Source organism: Brevibacillus sp. HB2.2 (assembly GCF_013284275.1).
Lineage (GTDB): Bacteria > Bacillota > Bacilli > Brevibacillales > Brevibacillaceae > Brevibacillus > Brevibacillus brevis_D.
The window spans coordinates 1-17,886 of record NZ_JABSUV010000059.1 but is presented as its reverse complement, the minus strand read 5'-3'; the positions used below and the strand labels follow the sequence as shown (position 1 = coordinate 17,886).

The 17,886-nt window shown below is 48.9% G+C and carries 16 protein-coding genes; 14 read left to right on the top strand and 2 right to left on the bottom strand.

The features are described from left to right. Window positions 1-44 precede the first annotated feature (44 nt). The 4 genes from argH (at window position 45) to HP401_RS27830 (ending at window position 5,986) form a co-directional block, all read left to right on the top strand. A complete protein-coding gene (argH, locus tag HP401_RS27845) occupies window positions 45-1,553 on the top strand; it encodes an argininosuccinate lyase (RefSeq protein ID WP_173607390.1) in 1,509 nt (502 codons plus the stop codon). Then, window positions 1,553-2,569 carry an N-acetylglucosamine kinase gene (locus HP401_RS27840; protein WP_173607389.1) on the top strand — a complete coding sequence of 339 codons (1,017 nt, stop codon included), beginning with the start codon at window positions 1,553-1,555 and terminating at the stop codon, window positions 2,567-2,569. The genes argH and HP401_RS27840 overlap by 1 nt, the downstream gene beginning before the upstream one ends. A 10-nt stretch (window positions 2,570-2,579) precedes the next feature. Next, window positions 2,580-3,317: a PIG-L deacetylase family protein gene (locus tag HP401_RS27835; RefSeq protein WP_064202698.1), complete on the top strand. Its 738-nt coding sequence runs from the start codon at window positions 2,580-2,582 to the stop codon at window positions 3,315-3,317. Between the two features lie 143 nt (window positions 3,318-3,460). Beyond that, window positions 3,461-5,986 (top strand): SEL1-like repeat protein, encoded by a 2,526-nt coding sequence (locus HP401_RS27830; protein ID WP_173607388.1) that lies wholly within the window; start codon window positions 3,461-3,463, stop codon window positions 5,984-5,986. 60 nt (window positions 5,987-6,046) lie between these two features. On the opposite strand, the gene HP401_RS27825 is transcribed toward HP401_RS27830, so the two are convergent. Beyond that, the gene (locus HP401_RS27825; RefSeq protein WP_172143169.1) at window positions 6,047-6,427 is read right to left on the bottom strand and encodes a RidA family protein; all 381 of its coding nucleotides are present in this window, start codon (window positions 6,425-6,427) and stop codon (window positions 6,047-6,049) included. A 70-nt stretch (window positions 6,428-6,497) separates the two neighbouring features. Here HP401_RS27825 and HP401_RS27820 point away from each other — a divergent pair, with 70 nt between their 5' ends. The 3 genes from HP401_RS27820 (at window position 6,498) to HP401_RS27810 (ending at window position 8,155) form a co-directional block, all read left to right on the top strand. After that, complete coding sequence (locus tag HP401_RS27820) at window positions 6,498-6,755, top strand: hypothetical protein (RefSeq protein ID WP_173607387.1); 258 nt, start codon at window positions 6,498-6,500, stop codon at window positions 6,753-6,755. A gap of 65 nt (window positions 6,756-6,820) precedes the next feature. Next, window positions 6,821-7,378, top strand: a complete 558-nt coding sequence (locus tag HP401_RS27815; RefSeq protein WP_173607386.1) for a nitroreductase family protein — start codon at window positions 6,821-6,823, stop codon at window positions 7,376-7,378. A 162-nt stretch (window positions 7,379-7,540) separates the two neighbouring features. Further along, window positions 7,541-8,155: a PH domain-containing protein gene (locus HP401_RS27810; protein WP_087345853.1), complete on the top strand. Its 615-nt coding sequence runs from the start codon at window positions 7,541-7,543 to the stop codon at window positions 8,153-8,155. Between the two features lie 117 nt (window positions 8,156-8,272). On the opposite strand, the gene HP401_RS27805 is transcribed toward HP401_RS27810, so the two are convergent. Then, window positions 8,273-9,967, bottom strand: a complete 1,695-nt coding sequence (locus HP401_RS27805; protein ID WP_015892755.1) for a PucR family transcriptional regulator — start codon at window positions 9,965-9,967, stop codon at window positions 8,273-8,275. Window positions 9,968-10,182: 215 nt separating this feature from the next. On the opposite strand from HP401_RS27805, the gene HP401_RS27800 reads away from it, so the two are divergent. The 7 genes from HP401_RS27800 to HP401_RS27770 all read left to right on the top strand — a co-directional run bounded on the left by HP401_RS27800 (window position 10,183) and on the right by HP401_RS27770 (window position 17,676). Further along, entirely contained in the window at window positions 10,183-10,791 is a 609-nt protein-coding gene (locus tag HP401_RS27800; RefSeq protein WP_064202704.1) for an ankyrin repeat domain-containing protein, read from the top strand. 8 nt (window positions 10,792-10,799) lie between these two features. Beyond that, on the top strand, window positions 10,800-11,711 hold the full coding sequence (locus HP401_RS27795) for an oxamate carbamoyltransferase subunit AllH family protein (protein ID WP_173607385.1): 912 nt from the start codon (window positions 10,800-10,802) through the stop codon (window positions 11,709-11,711). Further along, entirely contained in the window at window positions 11,693-13,237 is a 1,545-nt protein-coding gene (gene fdrA / locus HP401_RS27790) for an acyl-CoA synthetase FdrA (RefSeq protein ID WP_173607384.1), read from the top strand. The genes HP401_RS27795 and fdrA overlap by 19 nt, the downstream gene beginning before the upstream one ends. A gap of 2 nt (window positions 13,238-13,239) precedes the next feature. Next, on the top strand, window positions 13,240-14,667 hold the full coding sequence (locus tag HP401_RS27785) for a YlbE family protein (protein ID WP_142498625.1): 1,428 nt from the start codon (window positions 13,240-13,242) through the stop codon (window positions 14,665-14,667). Between the two features lie 78 nt (window positions 14,668-14,745). Then, window positions 14,746-16,227 carry a cytosine permease gene (locus HP401_RS27780; RefSeq protein WP_173607395.1) on the top strand — a complete coding sequence of 494 codons (1,482 nt, stop codon included), beginning with the start codon at window positions 14,746-14,748 and terminating at the stop codon, window positions 16,225-16,227. A gap of 18 nt (window positions 16,228-16,245) precedes the next feature. Beyond that, window positions 16,246-17,196 carry a carbamate kinase gene (gene arcC / locus HP401_RS27775; protein WP_173607383.1) on the top strand — a complete coding sequence of 317 codons (951 nt, stop codon included), beginning with the start codon at window positions 16,246-16,248 and terminating at the stop codon, window positions 17,194-17,196. Window positions 17,197-17,223: 27 nt separating this feature from the next. Continuing rightward, entirely contained in the window at window positions 17,224-17,676 is a 453-nt protein-coding gene (locus HP401_RS27770; protein WP_173607382.1) for a nucleoside deaminase, read from the top strand. The last annotated feature ends 210 nt before the right edge of the window (window positions 17,677-17,886 follow it).

Sequence of the window (17,886 nt, the reverse complement as noted above, 5' to 3'; positions counted from 1 at the left end):
AATAGAAGCAGCTTACGAATGGGTAGGAAGGAGATGCAAGAAAGATGAATTACAGAGAGCGAATTTTTCAACAGGAGGGAGCCAGTTTCCCTGGCAAGACATACGTGGAGGCGGTTTTGGAGCCTGCATTTAATGAAGCAAAGCACCATTTGCTGCATCCGATGATGGCGATCAACAAGGCACATTTGATCATGCTGCGTGAACAAGAATTGCTCACAGACGATGAGGCCAAAAGAATTGCTGGTGCACTGTGTGGAATCGAAATGGAAGAGCTGCGCCAATCGCATTACACCGGGCAGTTTGAAGATTTGTTCTTTCAGGTAGAGAGCCGTTTGCTGGAACTGGCTCCTGATGTGGCAGGAAATCTGCATCTGGCTCGCAGCCGCAACGATATGGGGATAACCATATACCGCATGGTGCTGCGTGAAAAATTGTTGGTGACCTTGACTTCTGCCCTCTATCTGAAAGAGCATTTGCTCCTCTTTGCAAATGAGCATGTGGATACGATTATGATTGGCTACACACATACACAGCAGGCACAGCCGACGACAATGGCGCATTACATCATGGCGGCTACTGACATGCTCAGCCGTGATATCAAGCGACTGATCCAAGCCTATCACACGGTCAATCGCTCACCCATGGGGGCAGCGGCATTGACGACTTCTGGCTTTGCGATCAGCCGGGAGCGGATGCGCGAATTGCTCGGATTTGATGAGTTGGTGGAAAATTCTTATGATGCAGTCTGCGGCGCGGATTATTTAGGGGAAGTAGCGACAGCTGTACAATTAGCCGCCATTAATTTGGGGCGTACGGTTCAAGATATGCTGCTCTGGTGCACACAGGAATTCGCGGGGTTAAAAGTCGCAAGTCCGTACGTGCAGATCAGCTCCATCATGCCGCAAAAGCGCAATCCGGTTTCCTTTGAACATATGCGCTCGCTGTTGTCCAGTGCGGCAGGCAATGCGACGACAGTGCTTACGATGATGCACAATACGCCTTTTGGCGATATCGTGGATACTGAGGATGACATGCAGCCATACGCGTGGCGGAGCATGGGAGTGCTCGAGCAGATGTATCGCTTGATGGCGAGCGTTGTGGGGACGATGGAAGTGAACAAGGACGTCCTCTTGGAGCGGGCAAAGGGCAGCTTTGCGACCGTCACTGAGCTCGCGGATACATTGGTGCGCACGGATCAGCTTTCGTTCCGCAAATCTCATCACATCGTGAGTCGTGTGGTAAAAGAAGCGATGAGCGAGCAGCTCACTGCAAACCAAATCAGCTTGGAGCTGGTAAACCGTGCCGCCGTGGAAGTAATCGGGCGGGAGCTGTCGCTCACAGCAGAAGAACTCAGACTGGCGCTTGACCCCGTTCATTTCGTAATGATCCGCAAGCTTCCTGGTGGACCAAATCCAGAGGAAATGAAGCGCATGATCGCCGTTCGCCAAACGCTACTCCAGCAGGAAACAGAATGGCTGACACAGAAAAAGCAGGCGAATGCGAATGTGATGAAAGGGCTTGATCAGATGACAGCTGAATGGAGTGTGGGGTAATGGCAGTGGTGCGAATACCTCTTCTGGCAGTGGACGGAGGGGGCACCAAGTGTCTGGCGGTACTGGTGGACCGCTCCAGAAAGGAAATCGGTGCAGGACGCTCCGGTTCATGCAATTATCAAGGAATCGGGGAGGAAGCGGCAGCTCGTGAGTTGGTTGCAGCGATCAGCCAAGCTTTGGACGATGCGGTCACTCGTCAAACAGTTGCCCCTTTAATGAACGGCACTCCGAACCCGGATGGACGAATCGAATGGGAAATCGAGTGCGCGGTGTTCGGGATCGCTGGCCTGGACACGGAGTATGATCGACAGGTGATCTCGCGGATGGTGAGCAAGGTGCTGCACCAGCTCGGTATTCGTGTCCAGCAGCTAATTGTGGAAAACGACGGGTTTGCGGCCTTGCTCGGTGCGACTGGAGGCAGCCCCGGCATTCTGGTCATTGCAGGCACTGGTTCCATTGCCTTTGGTGTAAACGATGAACAGGAAACGGCGCGAGCAGGAGGCTGGGGGCATCGGGTCGGTGACGAGGGCAGCGGCTACTGGATCGGCAAGCAAGCGATTATGGCGGTATTAAAAGCAGCAGATGGCCGTGGTGAGCCGACCGTATTGAAGGAGCTGCTCCTCCCGCACGTTGGACTGGGACGCGTAGATGAGTTATTTAACTGGACGTACAGTGAGCATTATTCCGTCGAGAAGGTAGGAGAGCTGTCGCCGTTGGTCAGCCAGGCTGCACTCGCCGGAGATAAGGTGGCAGTTGCTATCTTGCAGGTCGCAGGCGAAGAGCTTTTCGATGCTGCCCGGGCGGTCATTGATACGTTGCAAATGAAAGCCAAGCCGTTTCAGATGATTATGCAGGGAGGCGTTTTGCAAAACGATGATCGCGTGCGAGAGATTGTCGTAGAGCACGTCCGAGAGTACGCTTCTCAGGTCGTCATCGAAAATGCGCAAAACGATCCGATTTACGGTGTCATAGCAAAAGGATTGGCTTATCTAGAACGCCAATCGGACGGCGAGTGAGGTGTCAGAAATGAAAAAAGTAATGGTTGTTTTCCCCCATCCGGACGATGAGTCTTTTGCCTGCGGGGGAACGTTGGCAAAGTGCAAGGACGCCGGACACGAAACGTGTTATTTGTGCATTACCTCCGGCTGCAAAGGACGCAGCGGTCCATTCGATATCGATTGTAGAGAAAAGCTAGCAAAACATCGAGAGCTAGAGCTGAAAACAGCGGCAGAAGTGCTGGGAATCAGTCGTCTCGAATTGTTCCGGTACCCGGATGGTTCCTTGCAAAATGCCGATCTGGATGAGCTGGTGGGTAAGATACGGGAAGCGATCGAGGAATGGAAGCCGAATGTCGTCGTTACGTTTCCGCCGGACGGGGTAACGGGCCATCCCGATCATATCGTCACGTGCGAGGCAACGACCCGAGCCGTCAAACAAGCGGAAGCGAGCTTGACGCAGGCAGAATATCCTGATCTGTACTATGTTTCGATCCCGCACTACTACGATCATTGCCCGGATCATGGTCCAAAGCCAGCGGTTCCGATTACAGGCAAGGTCGATATTTCGGGCTATCGGATACAAAAAGGGGAGGCGCTGAAGGCTCACTTAAGTCAGGAGTATTCCGTGAATCGCGCTTACCCGGGTGTGATCGATGGGGATTTTGGTGTCATTGGCTGCTATGAGTACTTTACATTGGTGCGGTCGGCGGGCAAGGCGATCGAGCCCGTTAGTGTAGGTGGGAGTATTCCTCTCATTGACCTGTAATCTAAAAAGTAGAAAGGGCTGACCAGCATGATTTTTGCTAGTCAGCCTTTTTCATTGGATAGCCCATCAGTCGGATTGTTTTGCCCTGCTAGATTTGCTTACAATGTTATCAGAAGCAATTGGAAATCAAAGGGAGAGAAGACATGTCACACAGAGTCTATGTTTATAACGTCAGTGAGCCTTCTCAAGCGCAAGACAACGACACGATGATGGTGGAATGGGGCTATGAAGTCCCCCTACTCTTGCAACCGCTCTTCATAGAAGGTGGTATAATCGCCGGAAACAATTACAACAACCATACCGAACCGGACAATTCCGGACTCTATTACGACGCGCAGGCAGGCATCGAAAACGTGAAGCGATTCTACGATTTTCTGGAGAGACAGGAAGGGTTAATCGGTAACAAAGAAGCATTTTCGGAAGCGAGAAATCAGCTTCTTAGCTATCTGGAAAAACGAACGCTTCCGTATTTTCACATCGATGCCTGGGACGTGTTCAATATGGATGACATCCCTCATGACGAACAGGCGGAAACCCTGCGCGCCAATATTGCCCATAACAACGAGATCATGACAAAGGCAATGGACAACGATGACATCTCACTGCTGAACTACTCCGAATTGATGGACGTGAACCCGGGCTTTCGTTCTTTTGCCGAGCTGCTCAATTATGAGGACTACCAATACGGCTGGGGACACATCTGGCAGCCTTATGAAGAACAACCTGACGTGGAGATTTTTGAGGAAGCTGGCTTGCTAGGTCTCAAAGACGCAGAGGGAAACGTATTGCTCGCCCCTCAGTTCGATGCCTTTTACGATTTCGCTTCCGAAGATCTCGCCGTGGTTGCCCGAGATGGCAAATACGGCTATGTACATAAATCCGGGCGAATCGTCATTCCATTAGAGTGGGAGGATGCCTACGATTTTGAATACGGCTCTGTTGGTGCCATTGTCAAACGAAACGGTCGATATGGTCTGATCAATCTGGAGGGCCAAACGATTGTCCCGATCCACTATGAAGAATTGGAACCGCTCGATTACCAAGGATTTTATACGGCAAAGAAAGACGGGAAATGGGGCGTTCTGGACCAAGCTGGTTCTGTCACGATAGATTTTGAGCTTGAAGAAGCTTTCAAGTGTGGGGACGGCATTTACCATACGGCGGTCAAAGGCAGGAAAAATCGGAAAATCTTTAACGAATATTGGAAATACGTGGGGGAATTCCCTCTGGATGCAGTCGAACATATCGGCGAAGGGCTGACCCTCGTCAAACCACACAAGGATGCAAGCCACAGCACCTTGTACAAAAAAGACGGCACTGTCGGCGCATCCGGCTTCGATAAACTGAATCGGCAAACCTATTTCCCGAATCTGCTCGTTCTGCGCAAGGGGAAGAAGTACGCCGCTTATGGTAAGCAGCAGGAAAGCCTTTTGCTACCGTACGAATATGATGAACTGATTGATTTACAGGTGTATACGGAGGCTGGACAGGGCAATCAGGTGCTGGCGAAAAAAGATGGAAGGCTAGGCGTTTTTCATGGAGATGCCGATCAACCAGCGTGGTTATTCCCCTTAGACGATTATGAGAACATTTTTTGGCTGCATCAGGATGCGTACGCATTGAAGAGAAATGGATTATGGAGCATTGCCTTATCGCCGGAAAAGCGATGGAGTGATTTCGAATTCGATCTGGTGGTGAAAAAGGCACTGGTCGAGGGTTTTGCTTATGCCTTCAAGGATCACGACGTTTATTTAGTAAGCGAGTATGGCCTGTCGAGGGCAGATAAAACGCTCGTTTTGGAGGAAGCCTGCGATCGTTATTACAGCTATTATTTTGATGCCGAGGTTCGCAAGCGACTGCTGGCCTATGCCAAAGGGGAGCAATCCGATGGTGACAGCATAGATCAGTACACGCCGGTGGAAACGTTGTACAACTTGGGCATGGAAGCGTATGAAGCAGGTGATTATGAGAAAGCCATTCTGTACGATACGCTTGCTGCTGAAAAGGGCTATGCCCCCTCCATGAACAACCTTGCTCATATGTACTACAGTCTGGAAGGCTTCGAGGATGCTGATAAAGCTTTTTACTGGTATGCGTTAGGGGCAGCGGTAGGCGACCACCATGCTATGAATGGATTAGGCTGTTGCTATCGACACGGGATAGGCACGGAGCCTGATGCCGATCAGGCTATGTACTGGATGGGCAAGGCAGCAGAATACGGTCATGCGCTGGCTCACAACAATCTTGGCGCCACCTATTATGAAGGGGAGCTGGTGCCGCAAGATTTGGACAAAGCTCTCTGGCATTATGAACAGGGAGAGGTATTAGGCTCTCCGGTTTTTGAATGGCTTGGCTATTTGCATGATTCAAAAGGGAATTATGAAAAGGCGCTGCATTATTATCAGCAGGATTACGAAGCAGGCAGCGATTTCAGTGCCTATAATTTGGGGATTTTCTACAGTAATGGGTATGGTACAGCCAAAAATATCGACGCCGCCATCACTTATTTTCATGCTGCTTTGGAAAGAGATTACCCGCATGCGCATATCGAGCTGGCAAGGATTTACCGGAACGAAGCACAATATGCGGACGAGCTTCTGGCGAAACATCACCTCGAAGAAGCAGAGAAGGCAGGTCTTGATATCCCTGAGGAGCTCACACAATCGTAGAAAAAGCAAAAAGCGGATCGACAAGAAAAGTCGTCGGTCCGCTTCCAACTAACCAGCATGCTAAATAATGGCTTCCACTTCAATTTCAACGAGCAGACGCGGGTCAATCAATGCCTTGACCTCAACCATCGTAGCGACTGGCTGAATCTCGCGGAAAAACTCTCCATGTGCTTTTCCGATCTCTTCCCACTTGCTGATATCCGTTACAAACATCCGCGTTCTTACCACATGAGACAAATCAGCATCTAGTTCTCGCAATGCTTTTTCAATCGTCTCCAGGATGAACCGCGTTTGTTCATAGGCATCGTCCAAACCAACGACTTCCCCGTCCTTCATGGCAGTAGTGCCAGCTACTTCAATACGGTCGCCGACTCGAATTGCACGGCAATAGCCCACGACAGGTTCCCAAGGCGAACCCGTGAACACTTTCTTGCGATTCATAGTAGAATGCCCCTCTCTTTTCCGCAATAATTGGAATATACTACAAAAAAGAAAGGGAGTGGAGTGGTTTATGGACTTTTTTCTCACCCTTTTTTCCAAGTACAAGTGCTTGATCCACACTGCATTTGGTCATGAAGGATACATACGCGTGGTAAGCAAGCTAAGTGCTCATGGCATTCGTTTTCGCACACGCATTCATTCTCATGCAGCTCGTCATTTAGGGGGAGGCATAGGGATGTTACCCCAAGAACAAGACCATAAGCAGTATGATATCTACGTGGCAAAAGAAGACGAACACCAAGCACATTTGGCGATTCATTCCCGTTGATGGGTGCCTATACGATATAATAATTGGGATTGGTAAGAAAATGGTACAACCGAGGAGGAACCAGCATGTCCGTACTAGAGGCACTCAAAAGCAGAAGAGCCGTGCGTAACTATATTCCAAAAGAAGTAGAAACCGAAAAAATCCAAGCGTTGCTAGATTGCGCAGTGCTAGCCCCGAACGACCGCTTGCGTCAACCGTGGCATTTTTACGTGATCAGAGGGGAGGCGAAGCTGCGGTTCGAGGAAATCGCGAAGGAATTTTTGCTGGAGCGTTTTCCGACCAAGCCGAATCTCGTGCAGGATTCCTTGGCTGTCCTGGAAAAAACACCGCTCGTCATTGTTGCCACCGCTGATGTGATCCCAGGGGATGAAGCATCCTCAGAGGATAATGAATACGCGGTTTGCTGCGCGATTCACTCCATGTGGCTGGCAGCGAAGGAACAGGGACTGGGCATGGTTTGGCGCACGAGAGGAGTAGGCTTGGTTCGCGACGAGCGCTTGCTGCAATTCCTCGGATCGCCTGAAAATAAAAAGGTCGTAGGCACGTTGTTCATTGGCTATCCCGAGGCAGATGCTCCGGAGACCAGTCGGGTAGCAGCGGAAGAAAAGACGACCTGGCTGTAAAATGACACCCAAGGGATGAAGATTCATTCGAAATGGATGTATTTGTTTTTCAAAAGGAAGATCATCTTCAAAAAAGAGTGAAGCACTTTGCAACTAAGCCTCCTCATGGACGTATAAATGGTAAAGGTTACACCGTACATATCGAGGGGAGTTGTTTCATCAATGTTTGGAAAGCTTGCAGCAGACGCGCTCGGCTTGAGCAATGTGGGAATTGTGGTAAAACCAGCGGATTACGACAAGGTGGACGCTGATGATTACATCATGCATGAGGACCATGAGAAAATCTATTTTTTGATCAAATCAAAGTCCGACGAGTATTGCTTCACCAATCTGGGTCTAGTTCATCTGGATGGAACGAGTGCCACCAGTAAAAAACGCATGCTGCGCCGCTATTCCTACCATACACACCCGATCTCTAACGTGTATCTGGAAACAGCCGGAACCGTCGATTTGGATGTAGAAATCAAGTTCACGATGGGCAATGAGCACTACTCGATCGATGTAAACAAAAAGCATTTGGAGGAATTAAAAGACCTCTACAAAGCACTTGTGAAGATCGCCTCGACTATGCACGATAACGAACTTGCGCTCCAGCATGCAAAAGAAAGCCTCCACGTCGCCCAAAGCACACTGGGTCGCGTAACTGGACAACAAGCAGACGTAGCTTCACAATTCAAGTCCATCAACCAATACACCTTCGATTGGCTGGAGGACATCCGATACAAGTATGTCGTGAAAGACTTTGGTAAAGTCTTTGAAAAATACATTCATAACTAAACAGTAGCAACTAAGAGAAAAGAGCCTCTTTAAAGAGGCTCTTTTTGTATTCAAGCGAAATCTTCGGCACGCCTTCCTCCCGACCACAGCAGCAGGAAGACAACGCTCTTTCGAGCTTTACTCCTTATGCAAAAGCTTACCGATCTTGAGCGCCAGCTGGATTTGAAGCATCTCCTCCGAGTTTTTCAAGTCCATGTTCAAAATCTCCTTGATCTTCTCGATCCGGTAAATAAACGTATTGCGGTGAATGAACATCGCTTTCGCCGCTTCACTGACGTTTTGATTGTACAAAAAGTAATTGTCCAAGGTCACCATGAGGCTCGTACCGAACTCTTGATCATGCTCGTACAGCTTCCCCAGACGCTTCAAAAAGAAGTCTTCCAGTTCAATGTCCTTAATGTTGGAACCCAGGAAATGATAGACGGAGTAATCATCGAAATGAGAAACGTCGCCCTTGCTGTTGAACTTTTGCATCAGGCGGATCGCTTCATGTGCTTCGGTAAAGCTCTTGTGAAGCGAAGCGATGTTTTTATACTGACGTCCGACCCCAATAAAGAACAAGGTTTTCTTGATTTTATCCACGAGAGCGCTGTACAGCTCATTCGCGAATTGCTTGGCTTCACTTGCAGACACCACGGGTTTTTGCTCATTTTGTCCGATGAGGATAATGATCCGATTGTTCCGATAAAAGCAGGTGATTTCCCCAGGAGCTTTACTCGAATTGTCATAGACGAGGTCGACACATTTTTTTGCGATCCGATCCAGCTCGTATTTGCGATCGATGATATCCTCCAAATTTTCCAGCTCAATCGGCTCGATATTCATGACCATACAAAAATACATGTAGCTGGATTGCAGTCCGTGTAAATCACACAAGGTTTGCAGCGAGTCAGAGGACGTAATTTTACCTGTGAGCAAGTCATCGAAAAAGTCTTGCCTGATCTTCAGCTTCACTTCCTCGATTTCCCTCGCCTTAATCCGCTCCAGCGCCACGATGGTGGATGCCTGCTCCAACACGATGTAGTCAAATTCGGTAAGCTCCCAAACGGTTTGCCAGACGACGATGTATCCGTAGATGTGATTGGCTACAGCAACGGGTAGAATCCTGCATTTAATTTCATAATCCTTCGCATGGTAGATACGCTTGATCGACTTTTTGATCTGGCTAATATTTCGCGGTACGGACTCCGTGAAGTCACGGGTAAAAACAGGCCTGTTTTTGCTTAAGGTCAGGCAGGAGTCAAGCGGAATCGGATTGTGCCAGATTTCCGTGTAATGAAGCAGATGCCAGTCCTGGTCCAGTATAAGGATCGGGTTGTTGATCGTCTCGGACAGCTCGGAGGCGATGCGATCCAGTCCGCCACCTTCAAGCGCAATGCGAAACAGGGCGTTATGCATGTCCAATGTTTTGCGGTTCAACAAATCGTAGCGCCCGGAGGCTTTCTCGTTAATAATGGCAATCACTTTCGACAGCGTGTATTCAAAAGGCAGGGCCAAAAGCGGGAGACCGTACTTGTTGGCATGATCAATCATGTTTTGCGGGATTTGATCGAAATAGCGATGCATCTTAATGCAGAGCCCGGAGCAGTTGATCTCCGCCAATTCCTTGATGATTGTATTTTGTAGCTCGGGATTGTCCTTGAAAATATATCCAGTGGAGAGCAGTAATTCATTAGAAGACAGCCAGTCAAAAGCATCCGGGTTCTCCATGATATTGACGATGGAGATAACATTGTTAATGCCTTGCTCTCCCGCGATGATTTTGATGCCGTCTATGGATTGAATGGTAAGCAAATCTTTGATGGTCAGCACCTTGTTCACTCCTTTGCCACAAAGGGATTCCTGTAATTGTGCAATGTGCACAAGTGAACCTCAATTTTTTTAGTTTCCATACACAATGACGATTCCATCCACCCTGTCTAAAATAATGATGTAAGTACGTGGTGCTTGTCTAATTGTTTTTTGAAAAGCAAGCACCGAGCCAATCTTGGCGGGTTGTTCAATCACGAGATCATGGAGGGCTTACTATGACAGACAAAAGCGTAGTACAAGCATTTCTCGAGGCAGCGGCTGAGGGGAATATCGAAGCACTGAAAAAGCATCTGGAGCAGGGCGTAGATATTAACGCAAGAAACAGACAAAAGCGTACAGCGATTCTGACTGCTGCGATGAACGACAAATTGGAAGCGGTATCGTTTTTGGTAGAAGCGGGTGCAGATGTAGATTTGCAGGATGAGACATGCTTCAACCCGTTCTTGTTCGGTTGCATCAACGGCAAGCTGGAGCTCGTCAAAATGATGATCAAGGCAGGAACAAACCTGGAGCTGTTGACTCGTTTTGGTGGCGTAGGGATTACCCCAGCGTCCGAAAAAGGTCATGTGGATATCGTACGTGAGCTCGTAACGACGACTGACATCAATGTAAACCATACGAACTTTGTGGGCTGGACACCACTCATCGAAGCGATCATCTTAGGTGATGGCGGGGAAAAGCAACAAACGATCATCAAGCTATTGATTGAGCATGGTTGCAATGTGCACATGGTAGATAAATACGGCGTAACACCGCTTGAGCTTGCGAGAAGAAAAGGCTACACCGAGATCGAAAACATCTTGCTGGAAGCAGGAGCAAAGTAAAGCGTCCCATGTACATCCAGGCGTTGTCTGGCGATGCTGGTTTCCTTGAGCGTTTGGCACGAGCAAACTTTAGCGGGACCGTACACAGTACTTTTGAGCGCACGATCAATCTGAAATGCAGCGAAAACGGGGAATTGTACACCATTGGCAACCATCAGCTAGACAATGCACCGAACACGCTCATCATTGATGTAAAAGGCTTTTCAGAGCTGGGGCTACCCGTTAATACTCCGGTCATTACGGAAGATGGCACGCTCGTTATCGGATCGGATTTGCGAATGTGGACTCAGCAAGCAGCAAAGTGGGAAGGGGTCCTTCCTTCCTATCCTTGTGATATAGAAGCCGTAGAAGTATTGCGCCGAAATGTGGCGTTCACGAAAAACTACGTAGACAAATACGGCAAGACGGGGGGCATGAAGATGTCCTCCCAACCTGCCAGTCCGTTTGAGAAAGAGATGTCCCGTATGCTGATCCAGCGTGCAGGTATGCTTTCCGACGATCTGGCGAACAAACGCATAGAGTCAGCTACTCAGCATGCGATAAGTCTTATCGGACTGGGGCCGGGGTTAACACCATCGGGTGACGATTTTTTAGTGGGATTGTGCAGTGTATACAAAATGCAAAACATTTCCTCTTGTTTGTCATGCCCATTTTTCGATGAAATCGTCCGTTCGTCCCAAGTATTAACGAACGAAATCAGTGCGATCACGCTGAAAAAAGCAGCCCATGGACAAGTAAGAGAGTCGCTAAATGACCTGCTTTCATGCATGATATCCGGCTCCTTGGAAGAGCTTGTCCCTGCTTTAGACAAAATCATCAGGATCGGCTCGTCGTCGGGTACGGATATCCTGCTTGGCATCCTATGTGGTTTGGAACGAAATCTAGAAGCTGGAGGTAATGTATGTCTACCAAAGTCGTAATCAAGCAAAGCACGTATTTTGACTCGGTATCCCTGATGTCTCTCTCTACAAAAGCGAATCAAATTGAAGGTGTCGAACAAGCGGTTATCGCGATGGGCACCGACATGAATAAAGAGGTATTGAAAAACGTCGGTTTGCTCACACCTGAGCTAGAAGCAGCGAAAACGAGCGACTTGATGATCGTGGTGAAGGCAGCGACAGACGAGCTGTGCGAGAGCGCTCTCATCGCCATCGAAGAGCTGTTCAAGAAAAAAGGCGGCAGCAAATCTGCAACGGAGATCAAATACTCCACGATTGATTCTGCGGCAGCCAGCATTCCTGAGGCAAACCTCGCTGTCATCTCGGTAAACGGTGCATTCGCAGCGAGAGAAGCGAGAAAAGCATTGGAAAACGATCTGCATGTCATGCTGTTCAGCGATAACGTAAGCATCGAGGAAGAAATCGCCCTCAAGCAATTCGCGCACGAAAAAGGTCTCTTGATGATGGGGCCTGACTGCGGTACAGCGATTATCGGCAATGTGGCACTGTGCTTCGGAAATGCTGTGAGAAAAGGCAACATCGGGATCGTAGGTGCATCTGGTACGGGAAGCCAAGAGGTGAGCGTGCGTATTCACGACTTCGGCGGCGGTATCACGCAGCTGATCGGTATAGGCGGTCGCGACCTATCCGAGCAAGTCGGCGGCATCATGATGCTCGACGGAATCAAAGCGCTGGAAGAGGATGAGGCGACAAAGGTCATCGTGCTCATTTCCAAGCCACCAGCACCAAGTGTACAGGAAAAAGTGTTGGCGCAAGTGAAAAGCTGCAAAAAGCCTGTCGTTGTGTACTTCATTGGTGGAGAAGAAACGCCAGTTCTGGAAGCAGGCGGACATTTTGCCAAGACGAGCAAGGAAGCAGCCATCAAAGCAGTTGTGCTGGCTGGTGCCAACGAAGATGAGCTTAACAAGCGCGCACTCAACTGGCCGCTGATTGAAGAAGTGCGGGCAAAGCTGACGCCGGAACAAAAGTACGTTCGCGGGCTGTTCTGCGGCGGTACGCTGTGCGACGAAGCCATGTACCTCGCGATGGACAAGTATGAAGACGTATACAGCAACATCCAAAAGAAAGCAGACTACAAGCTGAAAAACATCCATGAGAGCAAGGCTCACACTTTCCTCGACATGGGCGATGACGACTTTACAAATGGCAAGCCGCACCCGATGATTGATCCTTCCACGCGCATCGCAAGATTTTTGGAGGAAGCAAAAGATCCTTCTGTCGGCGTCATTCTGATGGACTTTATCTTGGGCTTCGGTTCCCACGAAGATCCTGTCGGCGTGATGATGCCAGCGATTATGGAAGCAAAAGCGAATGCTGCCAAGGAAGGCAGACACCTGGAAATCCTGGGCTACGTGCTGGGTACAGACCTCGATACACCGAACTTTGATGAGCAAGTGAAGAAGCTGATGGATGCGGGTGTCACGATTGCGAGCAGCAGTACGAACGCAGGTCTTCTGGCTAGAGAATTTGTTGCGAAAGGGGAATAATCATGAGCAAAATCAACGAGCTGTTTAACGGGAAAATTCATGCGATCAACGTAGGGATCGAGTTTTTCAAAGACGATATCATCAAGCAAAATGCGAATGCATCTCATCTGGATTGGAAGCCACCAGGTGGCGGAAAGCCTGAGCTGATCAACGCTCTCGACAGACTGGAAAATGCAGCTGTCGCCGAGAAAATCGCTGCGGCAAACAAGCTGGCGGTAGAGCGTATCATCAACTCCCAGCCGATGCTTGTTGGGTTCGACCAAGCGATCAATGTGGTACCAGGCATGACCAAAACCACGATTCTGCACGCAGGTCCGCCGATCACTTGGGACAAAATGTGCGGCTCAATGAAAGGTGCTGTAACCGGAGCAATCGTATTCGAGGGCTTGGCAAAAGACATCGAGGAAGCTGAACAGGTAGCTGCTTCCGGCGCAATCACGTTCTCTCCATGCCACGAGCACAACTGCGTAGGCTCCATGGCAGGTGTGACATCCGCTTCGATGTTCATGCATGTAGTCAAAAACAAAACGTATGGCAACGTCGCTTACACCAACCTGAGTGAGCAAATGGCTAAAATTTTGCGCATGGGTGCCAATGATGAAAGTGTTATCGCTCGCCTGAACTGGATGCGCGATGTATTGGGACCAATGCTGCGTGATGCAATGAAAATCGCTGGCGAAATCGATCTTCGTCTCATGCTGGCGCAAGCGCTGCACATGGGTGACGAATGCCACAACCGCAACAACGCAGGTACGAGCCTGTTGATTCAAGCGCTGACTCCGTACATTTTGGAGACAGATTTCACAAAAGAACAGAAGCGCGAAGTATTCGACTTCGTCGCAAGCAGCGATTACTTCTCTGGCCCGACATGGATGGCTCTGTGCAAATGCGCACTTGACGCAGCGCACGGCATTGAGAATAGCACGATTGTCACCACGATGGCGCGTAATGGCGTTGAGTTCGGTATCCGTGTAAGCGGTATGGCTGGAAACACCTGGTTTACTGGGCCAGCACAAAAGGTAATCGGTCCGATGTTTGCAGGCTACAAGCCAGAGGATTCCGGCTTGGATATCGGGGACAGTGCGATCACCGAAACATACGGGATTGGTGGCTTCGCGATGGCGGCAGCTCCAGCGATTGTTGCACTCGTAGGCGGAACGGTTGAAGAAGCGATCGGCTTCTCCACCACGATGAAAGAAATTACGACAGCAGAAAATCCAAACGTAACGATTCCACTCCTAGACTTCCAAGGTGTCGCAACAGGAATCGATATTCGTCAGGTGATCCAAACCGGCATCCTGCCGATTATCAACACCGCCATCGCGCATAAAGACGCAGGTATCGGCATGATCGGTGCGGGTATTACCTATCCGCCAATGGAAGCTTTTGAAAAGGCATTGCTCGCAGTGACGGAAACGATTAGCCAATAGCTTTTCATCCTAGGTGACTCAGCTTTCGCAGCAAAAGAAGGTTGCGAAAGCTGGGTTGAAAGAGGAAGGTGAATGAACATGGGACAGGCAAACGTAAAGGAATCAAATGAAGAATTCAAGTCCTATGGATACGCGGACGATATTTTGCCAAAGACTTCCGAAAATCGAGATTGGGGCACCTTTAACTACGTAACCGTATGGATGGGCGCTGTGCATAATCTCATGTCGTACATGACAGTAGCCGGATTCTTTGTCCTCGGATTATCCGTTCCGCAAGTCTTATGGGCAGTCATGATTGCTGCCTTGATCGTTTCGGCGGGCTATGTGTTGAATGGCTATGCGGGAACAAAGTACGGGATTGGCTATTCGATGCTGCTACGCAGCTCCTTTGGTGTAAAAGGCTCGATCATTCCTGCTATATGTCGTGGGCTCATCGCTGGGGTCGTGTTTTTTGGGACAAAAACAATTATTGGCGCACAATCCTTTAATGTCATTTTTGAGAAAATATTCCCTGGCTATAAGAGTATGGTTCCAGGCTTTGATTTTCTCGGATTAGATTTCCCGACCATGCTTTCTTATGTGATCCTCTGGGTCATTACAGTTGGATTGTTTTTAGGTGGAATGAAAATTCTCAGTCTGTTTAGTAAATGGTCTTCACCGATCATCTATATTTTCATCGTAGGTGCAGCGATTTGGGCGATCAGCGTTGCTGGCGGATTTGGTCCAATCTTTGCTTATGCTCCTGCCAAACCGATGGAGAATTGGCTTGTATTTATCGCATGTGTAAGTGCATTGGTATCGAACTGGGGTGGCCCGATTGTAAATATCGCAGACCTTACGCAAAGGGCAAAACACCCGAAAGCTCCGATGATTGGTCTGCCGCTTGGAATGATTGCATCCTACATCTTGTTTGGAATTACGTGTGTAGGATTGTTGGTTGGGACGCAAATCGCGTTTGGCATCAAAGACTTTAATGTAGTCGTTGCCATTGATCAAATTGGGAATCCTGTTGCCGTCATTATCTTGTTGCTGGCACTGAATATAGGTTCGACGAGCTATGTTGTGTTTGGAAATTTACTTCCATCTGGACTGCAAATGACAGCGCTTCTTCCGAAAATGTTTACAGTGAAATCAGCAGCTATCTTGACAGCTGTATTGGGGACTGTCATTTTACCTTGGAAGCTGGTAAATGGTACGGCGGCGCTGTATATGTTCTATAGCTTTATCGGCTCCATGTACGGTCCGATTACTGGGATCATGCTAGTCAGTTTCTTCATTGAAAGAAAAAGAAGGCTAGATTTATCTGCAATCTACGTAAAACCGGGTGAAAACGGAGAATACAAAAACGGCTTTAATATGGTGGCATGCGGCGTATTGATCGTCAGCTTCTTGATTACGCTATCCGGCTCTTTCCTGCCAAATGTGCCACTATTGGCAAACATCAGCAAGTCAGCATTCCTTAGCGGGTCGATCATATCCGGCGTCTTATATGCGCTGTGCTATAAATGGAACAAACCAAGTACGATCACGCAGAGTGAAACAGCTGCAAAAGCATCTTAACAAAGGGAGAAGTGCCCAGTGGAAAAACTCGTTATTGTTGCTATCGGCGGCAACTCATTAGTTAAGGATAATGGTCGCAACACGATTCAAGACCAATATGAAGCCGTATGTGAAACCGTAGTAAATATAGCAGATATGGTGCAGGAAGGGTACAACGTTGTCGTTACTCACGGCAACGGACCGCAGGTTGGATTTGCTTTGCAACGATGCGAAATCGCCAATGAAGTGTCCGGGATGCCTACGATCCCGCTGGTCAATTGCGTGGCGGATACGCAGGGCGGAATCGGCTACCAAATCCAGCAGGCACTGACCAACGAATTTGCCAAAAGAGGAATCAACAAAAAGGTTGCCAGCGTCATCACACAGGTAGAAGTTAGCAAGGATGATCCGAACTTCCAAAATCCAACGAAGCCAGTCGGCTCCTTCTTCACGCTGGAGCAAGCGGAAGAGATGCGCAAAGAGCATCCAGACTGGGTATTTATCGAGGATTCCGGTCGCGGCTACAGAAGAGTGGTTCCATCCCCTAAACCAATCGACATCGTGGAAAAAGACGCAATCAGATCGTTGATCGAAGCGGGATATGTGGTAGTCGCTGTTGGCGGCGGTGGTATTCCGGTTGTGAAATCGGGCGAAAATACGTACGATGGGATTGATGCTGTCATCGACAAGGATTTTGCCACCAGCTTGCTGGCAGAACAAATCGATGCACAGACCTTGATCATTACGACAGGTGTTCCGCAGGTATGTATTAACTTCGGCAAGCCGAATCAAAAGGCGCTGGAACGCATCACGGTAGAGGAAACGAAGCAATACGTTCGTGAAGAGCATTTCGCAAAAGGCAGCATGCTGCCAAAGATTGAGGCCAGCCTGAGCTTTTTGGAGAAAAACGGGTCAAGCGTGATCATTACGAACCCGGAGAGCTTAAAGGATGCGATTACGAACAAAGCAGGGACACACATCGTAAAATAAAGGCCTCTTAAGGGAGGATGCTAGTCTATGGATTACATGAAGCTGGCAGTGGAAAAAACGATGGAAGGCATGAACAACAAGCTTGGCGGACCTTTTGGAGCAGCTGTCGTGAAAGGGGACGAAATCATCGCCGTATGCAGCAATCGCATGTTGGCAGATATGGACCCGTCCCAGCACGCAGAGATGGTAGCCATTCGCGAAGCGTGCAAGGCGCTCGGTACGATGGACCTGACAGGCTGCGAAATTTACGCGACTTGCGAGCCTTGCCCGATGTGCGTGGGCGCCATCATTTGGTCGGGGATCAAGGTTGTACATTACTGCTCGACTGAGGAGGATGCGCATGAGCACGGCTTTTCGGACAAGCATCTACGCGACTATTTTTCCGGTAAGGATCAGAGGGTTTTGAACATGATCAAGGTGGAGAAGCGTGAGGACTGTGATCAGTTGTTTACGCACTTTCATCGGCTGAACAAAGACTAAATAGCAGACAAGAAGTACGGATGTTCGGAGCATGAAAAAAGGGCCTTATATGGGCCCTTTTTCAGCGTATAGGAATTTATAAGTTTGGTGTGTGCGAAAGCCCGTATCCTTTCGATAGACGGTTATTCGTTCTGAGATAACGGTTGTGACATCTTGAAAGAACAATCACAATGATCATTCTACCGTTTTATAAGGTACCGATGAACCAAC

What these genes read in the sequence shown, in the direction of transcription:
- HP401_RS27820 (WP_173607387.1), top strand. Translation starts at nt 6,498, where the DNA reads ATGGACTTTTTTCTCACCCTTTTTTCCAAGTACAAGTGCTTGATCCAC.
- HP401_RS27815 (WP_173607386.1), top strand. Translation starts at nt 6,821, where the DNA reads ATGTCCGTACTAGAGGCACTCAAAAGCAGAAGAGCCGTGCGTAACTAT.
- HP401_RS27800 (WP_064202704.1), top strand. Translation starts at nt 10,183, where the DNA reads ATGACAGACAAAAGCGTAGTACAAGCATTTCTCGAGGCAGCGGCTGAG.
- HP401_RS27795 (WP_173607385.1), top strand. Translation starts at nt 10,800, where the DNA reads ATGTACATCCAGGCGTTGTCTGGCGATGCTGGTTTCCTTGAGCGTTTG.
- argH (WP_173607390.1), top strand. Translation starts at nt 45, where the DNA reads ATGAATTACAGAGAGCGAATTTTTCAACAGGAGGGAGCCAGTTTCCCT.
- fdrA (WP_173607384.1), top strand. Translation starts at nt 11,693, where the DNA reads ATGTCTACCAAAGTCGTAATCAAGCAAAGCACGTATTTTGACTCGGTA.
- HP401_RS27835 (WP_064202698.1), top strand. Translation starts at nt 2,580, where the DNA reads ATGAAAAAAGTAATGGTTGTTTTCCCCCATCCGGACGATGAGTCTTTT.
- HP401_RS27830 (WP_173607388.1), top strand. Translation starts at nt 3,461, where the DNA reads ATGTCACACAGAGTCTATGTTTATAACGTCAGTGAGCCTTCTCAAGCG.
- HP401_RS27780 (WP_173607395.1), top strand. Translation starts at nt 14,746, where the DNA reads ATGGGACAGGCAAACGTAAAGGAATCAAATGAAGAATTCAAGTCCTAT.
- HP401_RS27770 (WP_173607382.1), top strand. Translation starts at nt 17,224, where the DNA reads ATGGATTACATGAAGCTGGCAGTGGAAAAAACGATGGAAGGCATGAAC.
- HP401_RS27840 (WP_173607389.1), top strand. Translation starts at nt 1,553, where the DNA reads ATGGCAGTGGTGCGAATACCTCTTCTGGCAGTGGACGGAGGGGGCACC.
- HP401_RS27825 (WP_172143169.1), bottom strand. Translation starts at nt 6,427, where the DNA reads ATGAATCGCAAGAAAGTGTTCACGGGTTCGCCTTGGGAACCTGTCGTG.
- HP401_RS27785 (WP_142498625.1), top strand. Translation starts at nt 13,240, where the DNA reads ATGAGCAAAATCAACGAGCTGTTTAACGGGAAAATTCATGCGATCAAC.
- HP401_RS27810 (WP_087345853.1), top strand. Translation starts at nt 7,541, where the DNA reads ATGTTTGGAAAGCTTGCAGCAGACGCGCTCGGCTTGAGCAATGTGGGA.